Here is a 15,136-nt window from a genome sequence, read left to right as displayed (position 1 = left end):
GCGCTGCGGGGCGGACACTGGCACGTGGGGGCAGAAGCCCATGACCGAGCGCACCGCTGGACGGACTGGCCGCGCGGTGTTGAACGCCGTGCTCGCCGGATTCGTGGTGCTGACCGCGGCATGGCTGACCATCGGTGCGCTGGCCGCTCTCGCCGCTTACTCGCCCGGCTTCCACGACCTGCTGGTGGTGTCTGACGCCCGGTGGGCGCGCGGGCTGCTCGCCGGTGCGGAGCAAAGCGAACTCGCCGGGCTGGCGCTACTGGACTACCTGCTCAGCTTGCTCAACCTGGTGGTCGCCGCGGCGCTCTGGCGGTCGGGCAGGCGCGATGTCGCCACCCGGCTGCTCACGATCGCCCTGGTGGCCACGGCCGGGGCGGTCAACCTCCAGGCGCACGCCTCGGCACCGGTCGTCGAGACCGCCTTCGACTTCGACATCGGCTGGTGGCACGTGCTGCTGCTGCACGTCGTCGGCGGCGTGGCCTACGTGCTGGCGCTGGTGGTGTTCCCGGCCGGCAGGCTGGGCCGCATCGGACTCACGTCTTGGCCGACGCGGGTCGCGGTCGGCGTCAGCGTCGCCGGGGTGCTCTATCTGCTGGCCATCTCCACCTTGAACTACCCGCACACGATCGGCTTCGTGATCTTGTTCGGGCTGCTGGTGTCGGTCGTCGGGGTCTTCGCGCAGCGGCACCACGCCCGCACCGGCCCGACCCCGGAGATGCGGCGCGAGTCGCGGTTGCTGTGCGAGGCCCTGGCCGTGGCGTTGATCGTCATCACCGTGCTGGGCGCGGTCACCGCACTGCTGTGGTCGTTGCGCACGCCGGGGCTGACGTTGTTCGACCCGACCGTGCGCCAGCCGGGGAAGCCCTACCCCGAGTCGCTGGCCGTGGTGTTCTGGCCGGCCCGGCTGGTCTTCGCGGTGGTCCCGTGCGCGCTGATCACGGTGACCCGCCGAACCCGCCCGTGGGAGACCGAGCACCTGTTCAGCCGAGCGTCGGTGCACACCCTGGTGGTCCTTCTCGTCGGCAGCGCGGCACTCGTGGTGCTGGCCGCAGTCGAACCGATCAACGCCGTCATCGGGATGCTCGCGGCGGTCGTGGTGGCCGCGCTGGTCTTCCTGCCCGTGCACACGGGTGCGGAACGGCTGGTGGACCGTTTGGTGTTCGGCCGCCGCCCGGAGCCCGCCACGGTCCTGGAGCAGGTCGCGGAAGTCTCCAGCGGCCGCGACCACCCGGACCTGACCGACCTGGCGGAGGTCATCGCGCGCGGGCTGGGCGCGGACTTCTGCGAACTGCGGCTGGACGTGTCCGGTGGCCAGCGGTGCTTCCGGTGGCCGGCCGATCAGGCGGAGCTGCCGGAACCGGTCGTGCTGCCGGTGAGGTTCGGGGGCTCGGCAATCGGTTCGCTCGTGGTGGACCGGACCAGCGCCACCGACGTCCCGGGGCAGCGCGACCGACTGCTGGACGACCTGGTGGGCATCCTCGGTCCGGTGCTGCACAACAGCAGGCTCGGTCTGGAACTGGAGGAGCAGCTCAACACCGCGTTGCAGCGGGCCGACGAGATCGCCGAGTCGCGCCGCCGCGCCATCGCCGACATGGACAGCGAGCGCCGCGGCCTGGAGCGCAACCTGCACGACGGGGCGCAGCACCACCTCGTGGCGCTGCAAATGGCAGTCGGGTCGGTGGAGCACGAGATCACCCACGACCGGCCAGAATCCGCTCGCGGTCGCCTGGACCACCTGCTGGCGCAGCTGGAGGGGGCGCGCCGGGTGCTCGGCGACACCGCGGCCGGGGTGTTCCCGGTCGTGCTGGCCGACCACGGGCTGGCTGCGGCGCTGGCGGCCGAGTTCGGCCCCGATCAGTCCACGGTGGCCCTCGAGCTCGACGAAGCGGTGGCCCGACGTCGGTTCCCGCTCGAGGTCGAAACAGCGGTCTACTTCACCTGCCTGGAAGCGGTCAACAACGCCTTCAAGCACGCGCCGGGAGCCGCGGTGACCGTCACCATCCGCGACGACTACCGCGGGGTGCACTTCGAGGTGGCCGATGACGGTCCGGGTTTCCAGACCAGCGGCGACGATGCCGGGCGCGGGTTGCACAACATCGCCGACCGCACCGGTGCGGTCGGCGGTCGGCTCACCGTCCGCTCCGCACCGGAGCAGGGCACCGTGGTGGAGGGGTTCATTCCGCTTTGATCTGCAGCAGCCCCTCGCAGGTCAGCGCAACACCCCGGCAGATCTCCCGCACTTCCCGCGGTGCCAGCGGATTCTCCGCACGGCTGCGCCAGTGCTCGAGCTGCGCACCGGCTGTCCGCTGGATCTCCTGCGGCGGGCTGCCCACCGGCAAGGCCAGCCGGGTGCACGGGGCGCGGCCGACCGCGCCGAGCAGTCGCGCCGCTCCCCGCCGGTCGTCTTCGGACAGCGCGGTGCCGTTGTTGCGCAGCAGATCGAGAAGTTCTTCTTCGAGCAGGTCGTGTGAACTGCTGCGGATCTGCGCCAGCTCGAACATCAGCGCCGCGCGGCGCGGATCGCCTGCGGGCAGGTCCCGCACAGCGATATCCAGGGCATCCAGCGCCGCCCGCTCCGGGGGAGCCTCGGCGCTGATCGGGATCCGGACCTCGACGGCGTCGGAGACGAGCTGGAAGAGCCGATTGATCCGGTCGGGCAGCGGTTCGACGCCGTCCGGCGCGGCCCCGGACTCCGCCGGCTCGGGTGCGGATTCCTCGACCACCGGGGTGAGCTGGTCCGGAAGCCAGCCGACCACGCTGATCCGGGTGTCCTGGCTCCAGCGCACTTCGCCGCCCAGAGCGGCGATGCGGTCGTCGTCGTTGGCGAGCGCGGCTCCCAGGTCGGCCGGTTCCGCGGGCGTCGGCGCGGTGATGCGCACGGTGATCCGGTCGGATTCTTGCGCGAAGTGCACCAGCACCGGGTCGTCCTCGGTTCCGGTGAACAGCCGGACCGCCGAAGCGGCCAGGTAGTACAGGCCCGACTCGATTTCCCAGTCCACCCGCCGCGTCAGCTCGCCGGTGACCCGCACCGGTCGGCCGAGGTCGGCGCAGAGCTCGCGCAGCGCAGCCAGCGGGCCTCCATCGCGCAGCACGCCGGGGTAGACGCCGCGCACCACGGCGCGGAACCGCTCGATGACGCCTTCCAACGTCGCGCGCAACCTGGTCAGCACCTCCGCGGCGGATTCGGGATCTGCGTCGAGGGCGGATCTGAGCTGCTGGATCTCGGTGCGGATGGCGTTGAGCCCGTCCTCGGAGACGGTGCCGATGTCGCCGACCAGGCGGCGGCGTTCGATATCGCGCGCGTGCATGAGCCGCTGCTGCGAGGCGTCGAGCTCGTCCGCCAACTCCTGGGCGCGCCGCACCCGGGACTGCAACTCGTTCGCGAGGGAAACGCTGCGCAGCAGCAGAGCCGTGCCCTTCGCGACGTCGCGCATCCGCCGCTCCTGGGTTTCGGGCGCGGACTCGGATTTGCCGATGGCCAGCGCGCCGCGCTGGATGTGGCCGTCCACCACCGGCACCACATGCCGCACCCCGGGCACTGCCCGAAGCGCGTCGATGTCGGCGACGGTGTGCGTGGTGCCGGCCAGCGCCGACGGCCAAGCTGCCGAGTTGACCAACCGGCCGCCGGCCATCAGCCACAGCGAAGCGTGCTCCGCGCGCGTGCTCTCGGCCAGAATGCGGGCGAGAGTCGGCAGCGTCTGCTCCCAGGAGCCCGTGGCGGGCAGCTTCCCGGCGACCGCGGCGATCTCGGTCGACGGTGCCGGTGGCAGCCGCCCGATCCGCCGGTCCAGCACGGCGAGACCAGCGACGCACACCGCAGCGGCGAGGAACGCGGGCACCATCATCGGCCGCCCGGCCCCGAAGAGCAGGGCAGCACCGCCGACCACGGTGATGTAGGTCAAGACGACGAATCCGACCAACACCAACCAGTGAAACGGCGCGACCAGACCCTTCCCGCGCATCACTCCCCCCGAACGACCCCAACCCTAGGCCGCGGTGATGCCTCCACCAGGGCACAAAGTCGGGGGTTCAGGACTCGGTCCAGTGGGCGCGCAGGTAGGTCAGCACGGCCAGTACCCGGCGGTGGTGATGGGTGTCCTCCGGTGGGATGCCGAGCTTGGACAGGATGCTGGCGACGTGCTTCTCCACCGCCTTCGGGCTGACGAACAGGCGGTTGGCGATGCCGGGGTTGGAGCGGCCCTCGGCCATCAGCTTCAACACCTCGGCTTCCCGTTCGGTCAACGTGGCCAGCGCTTTCTCCTCCTTGCCGCGCGGCCGCTCCACGAGCCGCTTGGCCAGCACCGGCTCGATGACGATCTCGCCGTCCTGGATCCGGGTCAGGGTGTCGGTGAGCACCTCGACGCTGGCGATCTTCTCCTTCAACCGGTAGCCGATGCGTTCCGTGCCGATGTCCAGGATCCGCATCAGGTAGTGCGTTTCGGCGTAGTGCGAAAGCAGCAGCAGCCCGAGCTTCGGGTACTTCGCGCGCAGCCGTTCGGCGGTGCTGATGCCACCATCGGGTTCCGGCGGCATCCGGATGTCGAGCACCGCGACGTCGGCGGTCGCCGTCTCCGGCGCCTCGAACAGCGAATCGCCGTTGTCCACGCAGGCGACGACTTCGTGGCCGGCGTCGTCCAGCAGCATCACCAGGCCTTCGCGGAACAGGGCTCCGTCCTCGGCGATCGCTACTCGCATGGGATCCTCATCAGGCTCGTGTCGTGCTCGTCGGAGCCGATCGCCACGACCAGCTCCGCGCCCTTGCGCTGGATCGACACCTGCGCGCACGCCGCATCGGCGGGCAGCTCCGCCAAGCGTTCGGCGACCTCGAAGTAGACGGCCGCTTCCACTTCGGCGTCGAAGCGCTGCGCCGGCACCCGGATCGCCACCGGGATGCCCTTGCGCTCGGCCAGCGCCTCCAGCGCGGCAGCCAGTCCGGCGGTCGCCAGCGCCCGCGGGTAGATCTCCCCGGCCAGTTCCCGCAGTTCTTCCAGCACTTCGTGCAGCTCGTCCTGCACACCGGTCAAGCATTCGTGCACCCGCGAGTCGTGCTCGACGCGGTGCCGGCACACGCCCAAGCGCAGGGCCAGCGCGGCCAGCCGCAGCGCCGGGCCGTCGTGCAGCTGCTGCTCGAGGGATTTCCGCCTGGCCCACCCGACCCGACCGGACTCGCGCTGCACGATCATCGTCGCCTCCCCGCACTTCGCTGATCTCAGCGTGACTCGCCGCGACCGCTGCGCAACATGGGGCATGCACCCGCACGGAGGTAGGGAATACCCCAGCAACCGGGTCCGGCGACCCTGGGAACGGGTGCCGATCGCACTTGCGCTTCGAGCGCGGAAACCAACTGGAAAACCGTCACCGCTCTCGTCGAGCTCGCCGGCCAGCGGACCTGATCAACGGACGCGCGGATCAGCGCTGATCTGCACGAGATTGCGCAGGTCCTGCAACGCCACCGACAACATCGCCACATCCACCCGGCCGGCCTCGCGCAACTGCCCCAACGTCTCCCGACAGCGCCGCACCGGCCCCGCATTGCCCTGCAACCACTCCGCCACGAGCTCATCGACACCTACCCCGGGCACGAACCCGGCCAACGCCGAGGCGGTCAACCGCCGCCGCTGCGCGAACAACCCGTCCCGCAGCGAGATCTTGGCCAGCAACTCCCAATGCGACTCCGAGGGCAGCTCGACGATCTGCTCCTGCAACCAGTCCATCCCCAACCCCACGTCCAGCGCCGAATACACCGCGGCCACGAACCCCACATCACGGCGATCACCGGCGATCTCCACCACGTCCAGCGACCCCGCCAACGGGCCCAGCACCGCGATCCGCCCCGCCAACAACCCCGGCACCCCCAGCCCCTCGAGCTCGGCGGTGCGCGCGGCCACCGCCTCGGCCTGCGAACCGGCCAACGCCGCCGGCAACACCGGCACCAACTGCCGGACCTGCCCGCGGAAATGCGCCACCTCCGCGGCCACGTCCACCGGTGGCCGCCGGTGGCGCAAGAACCACAACGCGCCCAGCTGGCAGAACCGCTGCAGCTCGTGGAACATCTCGGCGCGCACTCCCGGCGGACACCGCGACCCCAGTCCGTCGACGTCCGACCACAAGGCGTTGAACCCGAAGATCTCGCGCACCGCCAAATACGCCAGCACCGTATCCGGGGTGTCCACCCCGGTGGTCTCCTCGAGCCGGTAGACGAAGCCGGTGCCGACGTGGTCGGCCAGGTCGTTGCTCAACGCGGTGGCCAGGATCTCCCGCCGCAGCGGATGCCGCGCCATCGCCGCTCCGAAGCGCTCCCGCAACGCCACCGGCAAGTACTCCAGCAGCTGCGCGGCCAGGTGCGGATCATCGGGCACCGGCGAATTCACCAGCTCCTGCGCCAGGTTGTTCTTGGCGTGCGCCAACAACATCGCGATCTCCGGGCGCGCCAACCCCAGCCCGGCCCGCCTGCGCCGCGCCAGCTCCGGCTCGTCGGGCAAGCACTCCAGCGCCCGGTCCAGCTTGCTGATCTGCTCGAATTTGCGGATGGCTCCGGCGTGCTGGTCCAGGAGCACCGGTGCCTCGGCTTCCACCACGCCCAACACCCGTGACTGCAACCGGCTGTCGGTGAGCACCGCCGCCGCCACTTCATCGGCGACCTCGGCCAGCAACCGGTTGCGCTCGCCGCCATCGATCACGCGGTCGCGGACCGCCGCATCCAGCAGGATCTTCAGGTTCACCTCCCGGTCGGAGGTGTCCACCCCGGCGGAGTTGTCGACGAAGTCGGTGTTGATCCGCCCGCCGGCCAGCGCGTACTCGATGCGCGCGGGCTGGGTCAACCCCAGGTTGCCGCCCTCGACGACCACCCGCGCCCGCAACCCGTCGGCATCCACCCGCACCGCGTCGTTGGCCGGATCGGCGGCATCGGCGTGATTTTGGGTGCTGGCCTTGACGAACGTGCCCATCCCACCGTTCCACAGCACGTCCACCGGAGCCCGCAGCAACGCCTGCACCAGCTCCGGCGGCGTCAGCTCCGCGGCCTGCACCCCCAACCGCTGCTGGACCTGCGGGGAGATCGGCACCGACTTCGCCCGCCGCGAGAACACCCCACCGCCAGCGGAGATCCGCTCCGGGGCGTAGTCGAGCCAACTGGAGGCGGGCAGCGCCGCCAACCGCGCCCGCTCGGCGTGGGAGAGCAGCGGATCCGGGTCGGGATCCAAGAAGATGTGCCGGTGGTCGAACGCGCCGATCAACCGGATCCGCTGCGACAGCAGCATGCCGTTGCCGAAGACGTCCCCGGACATGTCCCCGATGCCCACCACCGTGAACTCGTCGACATCGGGGTCCCAGCCCAGCTGCTCGCAGTGCTGGCGCAACGACACCCACGCCCCGCGCGCGGTGATGCCCATCGCCTTGTGGTCGTACCCCGACGAACCCCCGGAGGCGAAAGCATCGCCCAACCAGAACCCGTACTCGGCGGCAATTTCGTTGGCCAGGTCGGAAAACCGCGCGGTGCCCTTGTCCGCGGCCACCACCAGGTAGGGGTCCGGTTCGTCGTGGCAGACCACCCGAGGCGGCGGCACCACCGCACCGTCGAAGAGGTTGTCGGTGACGTCGAGCATCCCCCGGATGAACGTCGCATAGCAGGCCCGGACCTGCGCATCGGCTTCCGCGCGCTCCAGCCCGGCAAGCGAGCGCCGCACCACGAACGCGCCCTTGGCGCCGCCCGGCACGATCAGCGCGTTCTTCACCGTCTGGGCCTTCATCAACCCCAGCACCTCGGTGCGGAAGTCCTCCGGCCGGTCCGACCAGCGGATACCGCCGCGCGCCACCCGCCGCGACCGCAGGTGCAGCGCCTCCACCGCGGGGGAGTAGACGAACGCCTCGAACAACGGCCGCGGCCGCGGCACGAACGGCATGCCCGACGGGTCGATCTTGAACGCCAGGTACTCCTTCGGTTTCCCCTCCGCGTCGCGCTGGAAGTAGTTGGTGCGGACCACCGCCGAGAAGAACGCCAGCACCGCCCGCAACGTCTTGTCCTCGTCCAGCCCGGTGACCTCCTGCAGCGTTTCCTCCAACTCCGCGGGCACCGGCCCTCGCGGCTGGTCGGGGTCGAAGCGGGCTGCGAAGAACTCCAGCAGCGCCCGCACGAACCGCGGCCGGGACGCCAACGTCGCCTCCACGTAGGGGCGGGAGAACGCGAACCCCGCCTGCCACAGGTAGTGGTAGGCGGCGCGCACCAGCGCGGCCTGCCGCCAGTCCAGGCCCGCGGTCAGCACCAGCCGGTTGAACCCGTCGGTCTCGGCGCGGCCGTGCCACATCGCCGCGAAGGCGTCCTCCACCAACGCCGCCGCGTGCCCGCTGAGCTCGTCGATGTCGTGCCGCAACCCGAAATCGTCGACGCGGGCCGCACGCCGCCCACGCGGCTGGATCTCGTAGCTGCGGTGGTCGGCCACTCGCAGCCCCAGCCCGGCGAAGATCGGCAGCACCTCCTGCAGCAGCGGAGCCTCACCCGCCCAGCAGATCCGGAACCGCACCGACCCGGCCACCGCCTGCGGCGACCGGTACACCCGGCCCAGCGGCGGCCCGGCCTCGTCCCCTTCCAGGCAGGCGATGTCGGCCACCGCCTGCGTCACCGGCGAGTCCTCCCGGTAGCCGGAGGAGAACGCGCTGCCGTACACCGCGGCCACCGCACGCCCCTGATCGGGCCCGAACTCGGCCAGCAAAGCCGCGGTCAGCTCCTGATCCCACTGCTGGTTCCGCTGGTCGTAGGCCTGTCCGGTCACCGGTGCACCTGGCTGCATCACGGCCCCCTCTGCAGCGACATCCCCAGTGTCGCCGCACGCCCCACCCGCGCCAAGGGCTGCTCGACCGCTCGCGGCGCGGATGGGCCACGGCGGCTTGCCTGGCCGGCTACCGCGCGGGCGGCTCGTCGACACAACTCGCGCAGAGCACCTGGCACAGGGTCCTTGGAAGCCTTTCCGACCCGCTCGCCGCTGTCTAATCGATCTCGTCGTTCGGTCAGAGCGACATGCTGTTGCTCGGGTCGCAGTCCCGGCAGGAGGTGCTACGGATTCGGCACCGGGCGTTGGAGGCGATGCGTGCCCAGGTGTGTCAGCAGGGGGAAGTCCAGCACCCACCTGCTGAGCACCGCTGCGGTGGGCGACGTGACTCGTGATCTTCGGCTGTCCTGGTGCGCGAGCGGTTCTTGGTGGCCTGGACAGCGGCGAAGCGTGCGGGTAGCGCGATCAGGTTCTACGGCGGTTGCGCACTCACGACCTCAGTCGATGCGGGCGATCGCGACGTAGACGCAGGAGTTCTCTGGTTCGCTGTTGTGCTGGTCCGGGTTCCATTCCTGGGCGAAGACGACCCCGGGCTCCACCAGCGGCGCGCCGCCGAGCAGCGCTTCGAAGGCGTCATGGTCGCGGGCGTAGGTGGGAGTCGCCATGGCCTGGCTCATCCGGGCGGCCGTGCCGCCGTCGACGATCGGGTCGTCCGCGGTCACGTGGGAGACGAGGTGGACACTGCCGGACGGCAGCTTCTCGTGGTAGCGCCGCACCAGCTCGGTGGTCGGTAGCCGTTTGCGACCGACGGTCAGGTAGGTCAGGTCCGCCGCACTCATCTTGCGTCGGAACGCGGCGTTGGCTGGCTCGGCGCTGATCAGCCGGTGTGTTTGCGGTGTGGTGTCGGAGAATCCGATCGTTCCATAGAGGACGACTGCGGCGATGGCTGTGGGGTAGCTCGTCGCCAGCGTTGGCAGGACGCGAACAGGACAATCAGCAGCGCCAGGGCGCCGCTGACCAGGGCCCGGCCACCGACCCGAGCAGAAGCATTCCGTGGCAACGTCGGAAAGGGTCCGACCAGCGCGCTGGATCGGTTGGTGGCGGCCTCCCGTGGGTAGCCTCGATGCATGGCTACGCTGGGCAGGGCCAGCGCCAGGACCCGGAAATTCCTGGCCCGATCGGCCGGGTGGCTACGGGAGGCTGCCGGGCGAATCGTCCGCGACCTGCTGGTCAGGCTTTACCGAAAGGTTCCCGCCTGGCTGGACAAACTCGCCGACTCGGCGAGCGGTTCGCCGAGCGTGCAATCTGGACTGGCAGGGGTTTCCGCTGCCATGAGGGGAAAGCACCCGTTGTGGCCGGCGGTGAAGGCCGCGGTCGCCGGACTGAGCGTCAAGGTCAAGGTTCTCCTGGTCCTCGGCCTCGCCCTTGCCTTGCTGCTGGGGCCTGTGTTGCTCGTGCTGCTCTTGGTATTCCTGGTCATCGCCGTGATCAAAACGATGCGACTGCGGCACAGTGAGGAATTCGTTACTTCGCGGTGGTGATGGGGTGATCGAGAGTTGCAGCCCCGCGCGTCGCGGTCGCTTTCCGAGCGCAGGCTATCGCCAACCCCGCCATGAGCCCTTGAACCTTCATCGACTGACTGCGTCGGGAAGCCCTGAGGAATGGAGGTGAACACTGGGAAACGGAAGAGGGCAGCGCAGGTCAAGTTCGGATCTTGGCGTGCATACCGCGATCTTGGCATCGGGGGGTCGTGATGTTGGTTCGAATCAAGATGTACCTGGCGGCTTTCATCGGCTACCTGCTGGGCCGATGGCACATGGGGAAAGCCGCCTTGCGCCTCGCGCGCCTGCTGGCGCGCAAGAAGCTGAGCAGCATGAGACCTGCCCGCCGACGGGCAGCCTCGAATCGCAGAAAGCTGCTCCTGCAGCGCGCAGGTATAACTGCGGCGTGCATTACGGCCGGGGCTGGAGCTGCCTACGCTGCCTATCGCATGACCCGCTCGGTCGCGCTCGAAACCAGCGAAGCCGAGCAACCGGCAGGGGCTCCGGTGGAAGGAGCTGCGCCGCTAGGCGAGAGTGCGGACGAAGCAATCGTTCCACCAGAAGGTGCCATCCCGGCAGCGCGCGAGCCCAAGGCAAGAGCGAAGAAGAAGTCAGCGAAGAAGGGGGCCCAGCGCTGACTCAGGCCGCGGCCAATTAGCTCGGGCGCTGGAAGTTACCTGTCAGGCGGGGTTTCGCCAAGAGGACTTCGGTCATCAAGACCACCGTGCAAGCATCGACGGCTACCGCACATCGTCCATCTTCGTCTTGCACGCGCCAAGCGCATACTGGTCGGCGAGCACGGTGTTCGTGCGTCCGGTGGAGCATGCCAGTGGGGTGCTCCACTGATCGAAGACGCTCTGTCCGGTTAGGGCATTCGCATCTCGAAGAAGGGGGCGGCACCATGTCGTGGTTCCCTCGTTTGCTCGGCATCGGTACGGCCGCGATTGGTGCGACCGTCGTTGTTCGTCCAGAAACGCTGGCCGTTCCATGCGGGCTCACCGGCACAGCCGGAACGACTTCCCCAGGTACGGCGGCGCTTTGCCGGGGCATCGGTGCCCGAGACGTCGTATCGGGGCTGGCCCTGGTGTTCGCGCCCAGCCCGGATCCGCTGCGACTGGCTGTAGTAGGTCGCGTGATGACCGACATCAGTGACGCGCTGCTGCTGGGCAGTTTCAGACCCGTGCCGCCGGCGCGGGGGACTTTGGCGACGCTCGCAGCCGGCCGAAGCGTGCTGACCGCCCTGATCGGTTTGACCATATGTTCAGGATCAGCGGATGAAGAATCCGCGAAGCTGTGTGGTGAGCAGGCGCGGCGCCGGTATCGACGAGAGCACGACACCTCGGAACCTCCGTGGTCCCTGCGAGGCTGGGTGAGCGGGATCGTGGACGAGGAACTTCAGCGGGCCGGCGTGGTCCAGTGATCTCGTTTTCAAGTCCAGGCAATGATATTCCATCGTGGGTGACAGCCGTGATGGCAAAGTTTGATGTATTTCAAAATCACGAAATCGCCCCGCGACGCAGGTGTCCGGTGTCCAGTGGGCGGGTAGCCGACTACGGTGGTCGTGGAAGTCGGCTGATCGGGCTTCGGCGCTTGGTCGAAATGACAGCGCCGAACCCTGGTATTCGGTTGCGTGAATCGATCGTGACTGCGGGCAACAGGCCCGCCCGGCTGTTCGGGCAGGGAGCTGATCATGAAATCAGGACCTCAAATCGCGCTGGCGGTAGCCGTCGGTTATGCCCTCGGGCGCAGTCGCAAGATGAAGCTCGCGATCGCAGCTGCGGGGATGTTGGCGGGACGACGTTTCTCGGATCCCAAGGAACTGCTGGCCAAGGGCGGCAAACTGCTGGGAGCCTCTCCAGAGGTGCAGAAGCTCACGGGAGAGGCGCGAGAGCGACTGTTGGACGCGGCCAAATCAGCGGTGTTGGCTGCTGCGACGAGCAAGATCGAATCGCTCGGTGACAATCTGACGAGACGCGCCGCCGGTCTGCGTGCGGTCAACGTCGAAGACGCCGAAGAGCAACTTTCGGGCGCCGGGAAAGAAGTGGCCAACCTCAGCAAGAAGGCAACCCGGCGGAGGGCGAGCTCGGAAGGGACTCCGGCCGAGGAAGAGACCGAGTCCGAGGGACACGAAGAAGAACGGACTGCGGAGAAGTCCGTGGAAGGCAGAACGGAACGCCGCCGCACGCCCGCGCACTCCGCACGCTTGAGCGGGCGGCGGCCGAGGTATGCCGCCGAGGGGAAGGAAACCTCGAGGACGTCGCAATCCAGTGCGCGGGGCAAGACGACGTCTGCGACCAAGTCCTCCAGTGATTCGAGCGGCCGGGCGGAGCGCCGGATCGGCGGTTCTGCGGGGCAGGGCCAGCACAAGCCGGCGACCTCCAGGTCCAAGCCTTCGGCTCCCAAGAAGACCTCCTGAGCGGGCTGGGTGATGATCATGGCGCAACCGTCCAGCGAAAGTCGCGAATCCAGATCGGGTGGCTTGTTGCGAGAACTGCCGCTTGAGCCGTTGAAGGCTGGTGCCAAGGAGCTACTGACGTCGGCCGGGGAGCGTGCAGCCGGTTTGGTCGGCGAAAAGGTCGAAGAAATGACCGAGCGGTTGACCGAATCGGCGGAGAACGGCGGCGCCGGACTGATGGCAGCGGTTACGGGCGCCAAGGAGATGGCTGAAGGGGGATCCCCGGTCAAGTCGGGACTGAAGGCCGGTCTGACGGGCCTGGGGCAAAAAATTAAAGGTGCACTGGGCATGGGTGGCGGAAAAGGGGGGAAGAAGGGGAAGTCCAAGGTGGTGAACATCATCGAGCACAATGATGTTGGGCTTCCGGTTCGCGTCGTGTACGACCAGTGGACCAGATTCGAGGATTTTCCAAATATGACGAAGAAAGTCCTCAGTGTGGATCAGGAATCGGACGAGAAGGTCAACTGGCAGGCGCAGATCTTCCTCTCGAAGCGGAGCTGGCAAGCCACCATCGTCGAACAGGTTCCCGACGAACGGATCGTGTGGACTTCAACAGGGGCGAAGGGGACCGTGGATGGCTCCGTCACCTTCCACGCGCTCGCGCCGGACATGACCAGGATCCTGCTCGTCATCGAGTACTACCCGCAGGGGTTCTTCGAGAAGACCGCATACATGTGGCGTGCGCAGGGCCGCCGTGTTCGCGCCGACTTCAAGTACATAAAGCGGCACCTGATGACGCGGACGATCTTGGAGCCGGACACGGTCGAAGGTTGGCGCGGCGAGATCCGAGATCGTGAGGTCGTGAAGACCCACGAAGACGCTTTGCGCGAAGAGGAAGAAGCGGAGTACGCCCCTGGGGGCGGCGAGGAAGAGCCCCAGGAGTACGAGGGCGAGTACGGCGAAGCCGAAGAGGGCGCTGAGGAGGGCGAGGAAGGCGAGGAATACGGAGAGGAAGAGGAAGGCGAGGAATACGGAGAGGAAGAGGAGGGCGAGTACGGCGGCGAAGAAGAGGAGGGGGAGGCGGACCACGGCGAAGAATCGGAAGCCGAGGAGTATGAGGGTGGAGGCGATGAGGAGTACGACGAGGGCGAAGGCCGCGAAGGAGAGGAGCAGCGCGGCCGACGCCGCCGCGAAGCGATGACGTCCAGCCGGAGAAGGTGATCACATGACCGTCGCGAGCATGCAAGGGGGCGGCGGATCGCCGGTGCAGCGCGGATCGTCGGGCGACTTGGCGGAAGTTGTCGAACTCATCCTGGACAAGGGGCTCGTCATCGACGTCTTCGTTCGGGTTTCCCTGGTGGGAATCGAGATCGCCACTGTTGATGCGCGGGTTGTAGTGGCCAGTGTGGACACCTACTTGCGGTTCGCCGAGGCGACCAACAGGCTGGACCTGGAGCAGAAGGGTGGCAAGGACCTCCCGGAGCTGGTGGAGGGCGTTACGCAGAGCAGCGTCGAAGGCAAGACCAGGGGAGTGATCGATGCTGCCAAGGACAAGTTCGACGAATTCCGGAGTGACCATCAGGCGGAGAAGCGGGAGAAGCAGCCAGTCAAGCGCACGCGGAGTCGGGAGCGTGAACGATGACCACGCATGCGAAGCGCGCCGAGGATGTCCAGACCAAACCAGGGGGTGATGTCGAGAAAGCTGTGTACGTCTACGGCATCATCGGTCGCCGAGAAGAACTGCCAGACGTGCTTCCCTCCGTCGGGGACGACGAAGCCGAGGTCGTGCTGGCCTCGCGAGGCGAGCTCTCTGCGCTGATCAGCGAGGTGCGGCTGGTTCGACCGCTCGGCACCCGTGAAGATCTGCTTGCGCACGAGCGCGTCCTGGACACCCTCGCCGCCAAAACGACCGTGATACCGATGCGTTTTGGTTCGGTCGTGACAACTGCGGACGCGGTCGTCGAGGAGCTGCTGGAACCCCATCACGACCGCTTCGAGGCCATGCTCACCGAACTCGAAGGACTCGTTCAGTTCACCGTTCGGGGCAGATACGCGGAGAGCGCGCACTTGCGCGAGATCGTGCATGAAGTGCCCGAGGTCCGGCAGCTCCGCGAAGATCTCAGCGGTCTGCCGGAAGACGCAGGCTACGCAGAGCGCGTGCGACTGGGTGAACTGGTCAGCAACGCCGTCGACGAGAAGCGCGACTCCGATGCGGAGACGCTAGTGGCCTCGCTCGAACCGTTCTCCGTTGCTTCACTTCCACATGCGGTCGCAGCCGAAGACGATGCCGTGCACGTCACGTTCCTAGTCGATCGCGAGCAGATCCCGCAGTTCGAGCAGGCCATGGACGAACTGGGGGAGCGGTGGGCGGGACGGATCGACCTGCGGTTGATCGGTCCGCTCGCTCCCTACGACTTCGTGCCGGAGAACTGAAC

General features: G+C 68.2%; 13 protein-coding genes. 8 read left to right on the top strand and 5 right to left on the bottom strand.

The window, feature by feature from the left end; all coding sequences use genetic code 11:
• The first annotated feature begins 40 nt into the window (after positions 1-40).
• Positions 41-2,188 carry a sensor histidine kinase gene (locus tag OU415_RS00150; RefSeq protein ID WP_270946388.1) on the top strand — a complete coding sequence of 716 codons (2,148 nt, stop codon included), beginning with the start codon at positions 41-43 and terminating at the stop codon, positions 2,186-2,188.
• Here OU415_RS00150 and OU415_RS00145 read toward each other — a convergent pair.
• From OU415_RS00145 to OU415_RS00125, 5 genes are all read right to left on the bottom strand, one after another.
• Complete coding sequence (locus tag OU415_RS00145; RefSeq protein WP_270946387.1) at positions 2,175-3,962, bottom strand: sensor histidine kinase; 1,788 nt, start codon at positions 3,960-3,962, stop codon at positions 2,175-2,177. The two genes, OU415_RS00150 and OU415_RS00145, sit on opposite strands and share 14 nt — an antisense overlap.
• A 67-nt stretch (positions 3,963-4,029) precedes the next feature.
• Positions 4,030-4,695, bottom strand: a complete 666-nt coding sequence (locus OU415_RS00140; protein WP_270946386.1) for a response regulator transcription factor — start codon at positions 4,693-4,695, stop codon at positions 4,030-4,032.
• On the bottom strand, positions 4,686-5,183 hold the full coding sequence (locus tag OU415_RS00135) for a histidine kinase (RefSeq protein WP_270946385.1): 498 nt from the start codon (positions 5,181-5,183) through the stop codon (positions 4,686-4,688). Before OU415_RS00135 ends, OU415_RS00140 begins: the two co-directional genes overlap by 10 nt.
• A 210-nt stretch (positions 5,184-5,393) precedes the next feature.
• A complete protein-coding gene (locus OU415_RS00130; protein ID WP_270946384.1) occupies positions 5,394-8,768 on the bottom strand; it encodes an NAD-glutamate dehydrogenase domain-containing protein in 3,375 nt (1,124 codons plus the stop codon).
• Between the two features lie 494 nt (positions 8,769-9,262).
• Complete coding sequence (locus OU415_RS00125; RefSeq protein WP_270946383.1) at positions 9,263-9,604, bottom strand: SAM-dependent methyltransferase; 342 nt, start codon at positions 9,602-9,604, stop codon at positions 9,263-9,265.
• Between the two features lie 288 nt (positions 9,605-9,892).
• On the opposite strand from OU415_RS00125, the gene OU415_RS00120 reads away from it, so the two are divergent.
• From OU415_RS00120 to OU415_RS00090, 7 genes are all read left to right on the top strand, one after another.
• Positions 9,893-10,306 (top strand): hypothetical protein, encoded by a 414-nt coding sequence (locus OU415_RS00120; RefSeq protein WP_270946382.1) that lies wholly within the window; start codon positions 9,893-9,895, stop codon positions 10,304-10,306.
• 212 nt (positions 10,307-10,518) lie between these two features.
• The gene (locus OU415_RS00115) at positions 10,519-10,944 is read left to right on the top strand and encodes a hypothetical protein (protein ID WP_270946381.1); all 426 of its coding nucleotides are present in this window, start codon (positions 10,519-10,521) and stop codon (positions 10,942-10,944) included.
• Positions 10,945-11,207: 263 nt separating this feature from the next.
• Complete coding sequence (locus OU415_RS00110; protein ID WP_270946380.1) at positions 11,208-11,726, top strand: hypothetical protein; 519 nt, start codon at positions 11,208-11,210, stop codon at positions 11,724-11,726.
• 270 nt (positions 11,727-11,996) lie between these two features.
• Positions 11,997-12,722: a hypothetical protein gene (locus tag OU415_RS00105; protein WP_270946379.1), complete on the top strand. Its 726-nt coding sequence runs from the start codon at positions 11,997-11,999 to the stop codon at positions 12,720-12,722.
• An 18-nt stretch (positions 12,723-12,740) separates the two neighbouring features.
• Positions 12,741-13,922: an SRPBCC family protein gene (locus OU415_RS00100; RefSeq protein ID WP_270946378.1), complete on the top strand. Its 1,182-nt coding sequence runs from the start codon at positions 12,741-12,743 to the stop codon at positions 13,920-13,922.
• A 4-nt stretch (positions 13,923-13,926) separates the two neighbouring features.
• Positions 13,927-14,343 (top strand): gas vesicle protein GvpJ, encoded by a 417-nt coding sequence (gene gvpJ / locus OU415_RS00095; RefSeq protein ID WP_270946377.1) that lies wholly within the window; start codon positions 13,927-13,929, stop codon positions 14,341-14,343.
• Complete coding sequence (locus OU415_RS00090; protein WP_270946376.1) at positions 14,340-15,134, top strand: GvpL/GvpF family gas vesicle protein; 795 nt, start codon at positions 14,340-14,342, stop codon at positions 15,132-15,134. Before gvpJ ends, OU415_RS00090 begins: the two co-directional genes overlap by 4 nt.
• The last annotated feature ends 2 nt before the right edge of the window (positions 15,135-15,136 follow it).

Origin of the sequence: Saccharopolyspora oryzae (assembly GCF_027853915.1) — a bacterium.
Classification (GTDB): Bacteria; Actinomycetota; Actinomycetes; order Mycobacteriales; family Pseudonocardiaceae; genus Saccharopolyspora; species Saccharopolyspora oryzae.
The sequence above is the reverse complement of the archived record's forward strand: the minus strand, read 5'-3'. Positions and strand labels throughout refer to the sequence as shown.

Coding starts and splice junctions, on each gene's coding strand:
- OU415_RS00100 (WP_270946378.1), top strand. CDS start 12,741: ATGGCGCAACCGTCCAGCGAAAGTCGCGAATCCAGATCGGGTGGCTTG.
- OU415_RS00145 (WP_270946387.1), bottom strand. CDS start 3,962: ATGCGCGGGAAGGGTCTGGTCGCGCCGTTTCACTGGTTGGTGTTGGTC.
- OU415_RS00090 (WP_270946376.1), top strand. CDS start 14,340: ATGACCACGCATGCGAAGCGCGCCGAGGATGTCCAGACCAAACCAGGG.
- OU415_RS00125 (WP_270946383.1), bottom strand. CDS start 9,604: ATGAGTGCGGCGGACCTGACCTACCTGACCGTCGGTCGCAAACGGCTA.
- OU415_RS00110 (WP_270946380.1), top strand. CDS start 11,208: ATGTCGTGGTTCCCTCGTTTGCTCGGCATCGGTACGGCCGCGATTGGT.
- OU415_RS00150 (WP_270946388.1), top strand. CDS start 41: ATGACCGAGCGCACCGCTGGACGGACTGGCCGCGCGGTGTTGAACGCC.
- gvpJ (WP_270946377.1), top strand. CDS start 13,927: ATGACCGTCGCGAGCATGCAAGGGGGCGGCGGATCGCCGGTGCAGCGC.
- OU415_RS00105 (WP_270946379.1), top strand. CDS start 11,997: ATGAAATCAGGACCTCAAATCGCGCTGGCGGTAGCCGTCGGTTATGCC.
- OU415_RS00135 (WP_270946385.1), bottom strand. CDS start 5,183: ATGATCGTGCAGCGCGAGTCCGGTCGGGTCGGGTGGGCCAGGCGGAAA.
- OU415_RS00120 (WP_270946382.1), top strand. CDS start 9,893: ATGGCTACGCTGGGCAGGGCCAGCGCCAGGACCCGGAAATTCCTGGCC.
- OU415_RS00140 (WP_270946386.1), bottom strand. CDS start 4,695: ATGCGAGTAGCGATCGCCGAGGACGGAGCCCTGTTCCGCGAAGGCCTG.
- OU415_RS00115 (WP_270946381.1), top strand. CDS start 10,519: ATGTTGGTTCGAATCAAGATGTACCTGGCGGCTTTCATCGGCTACCTG.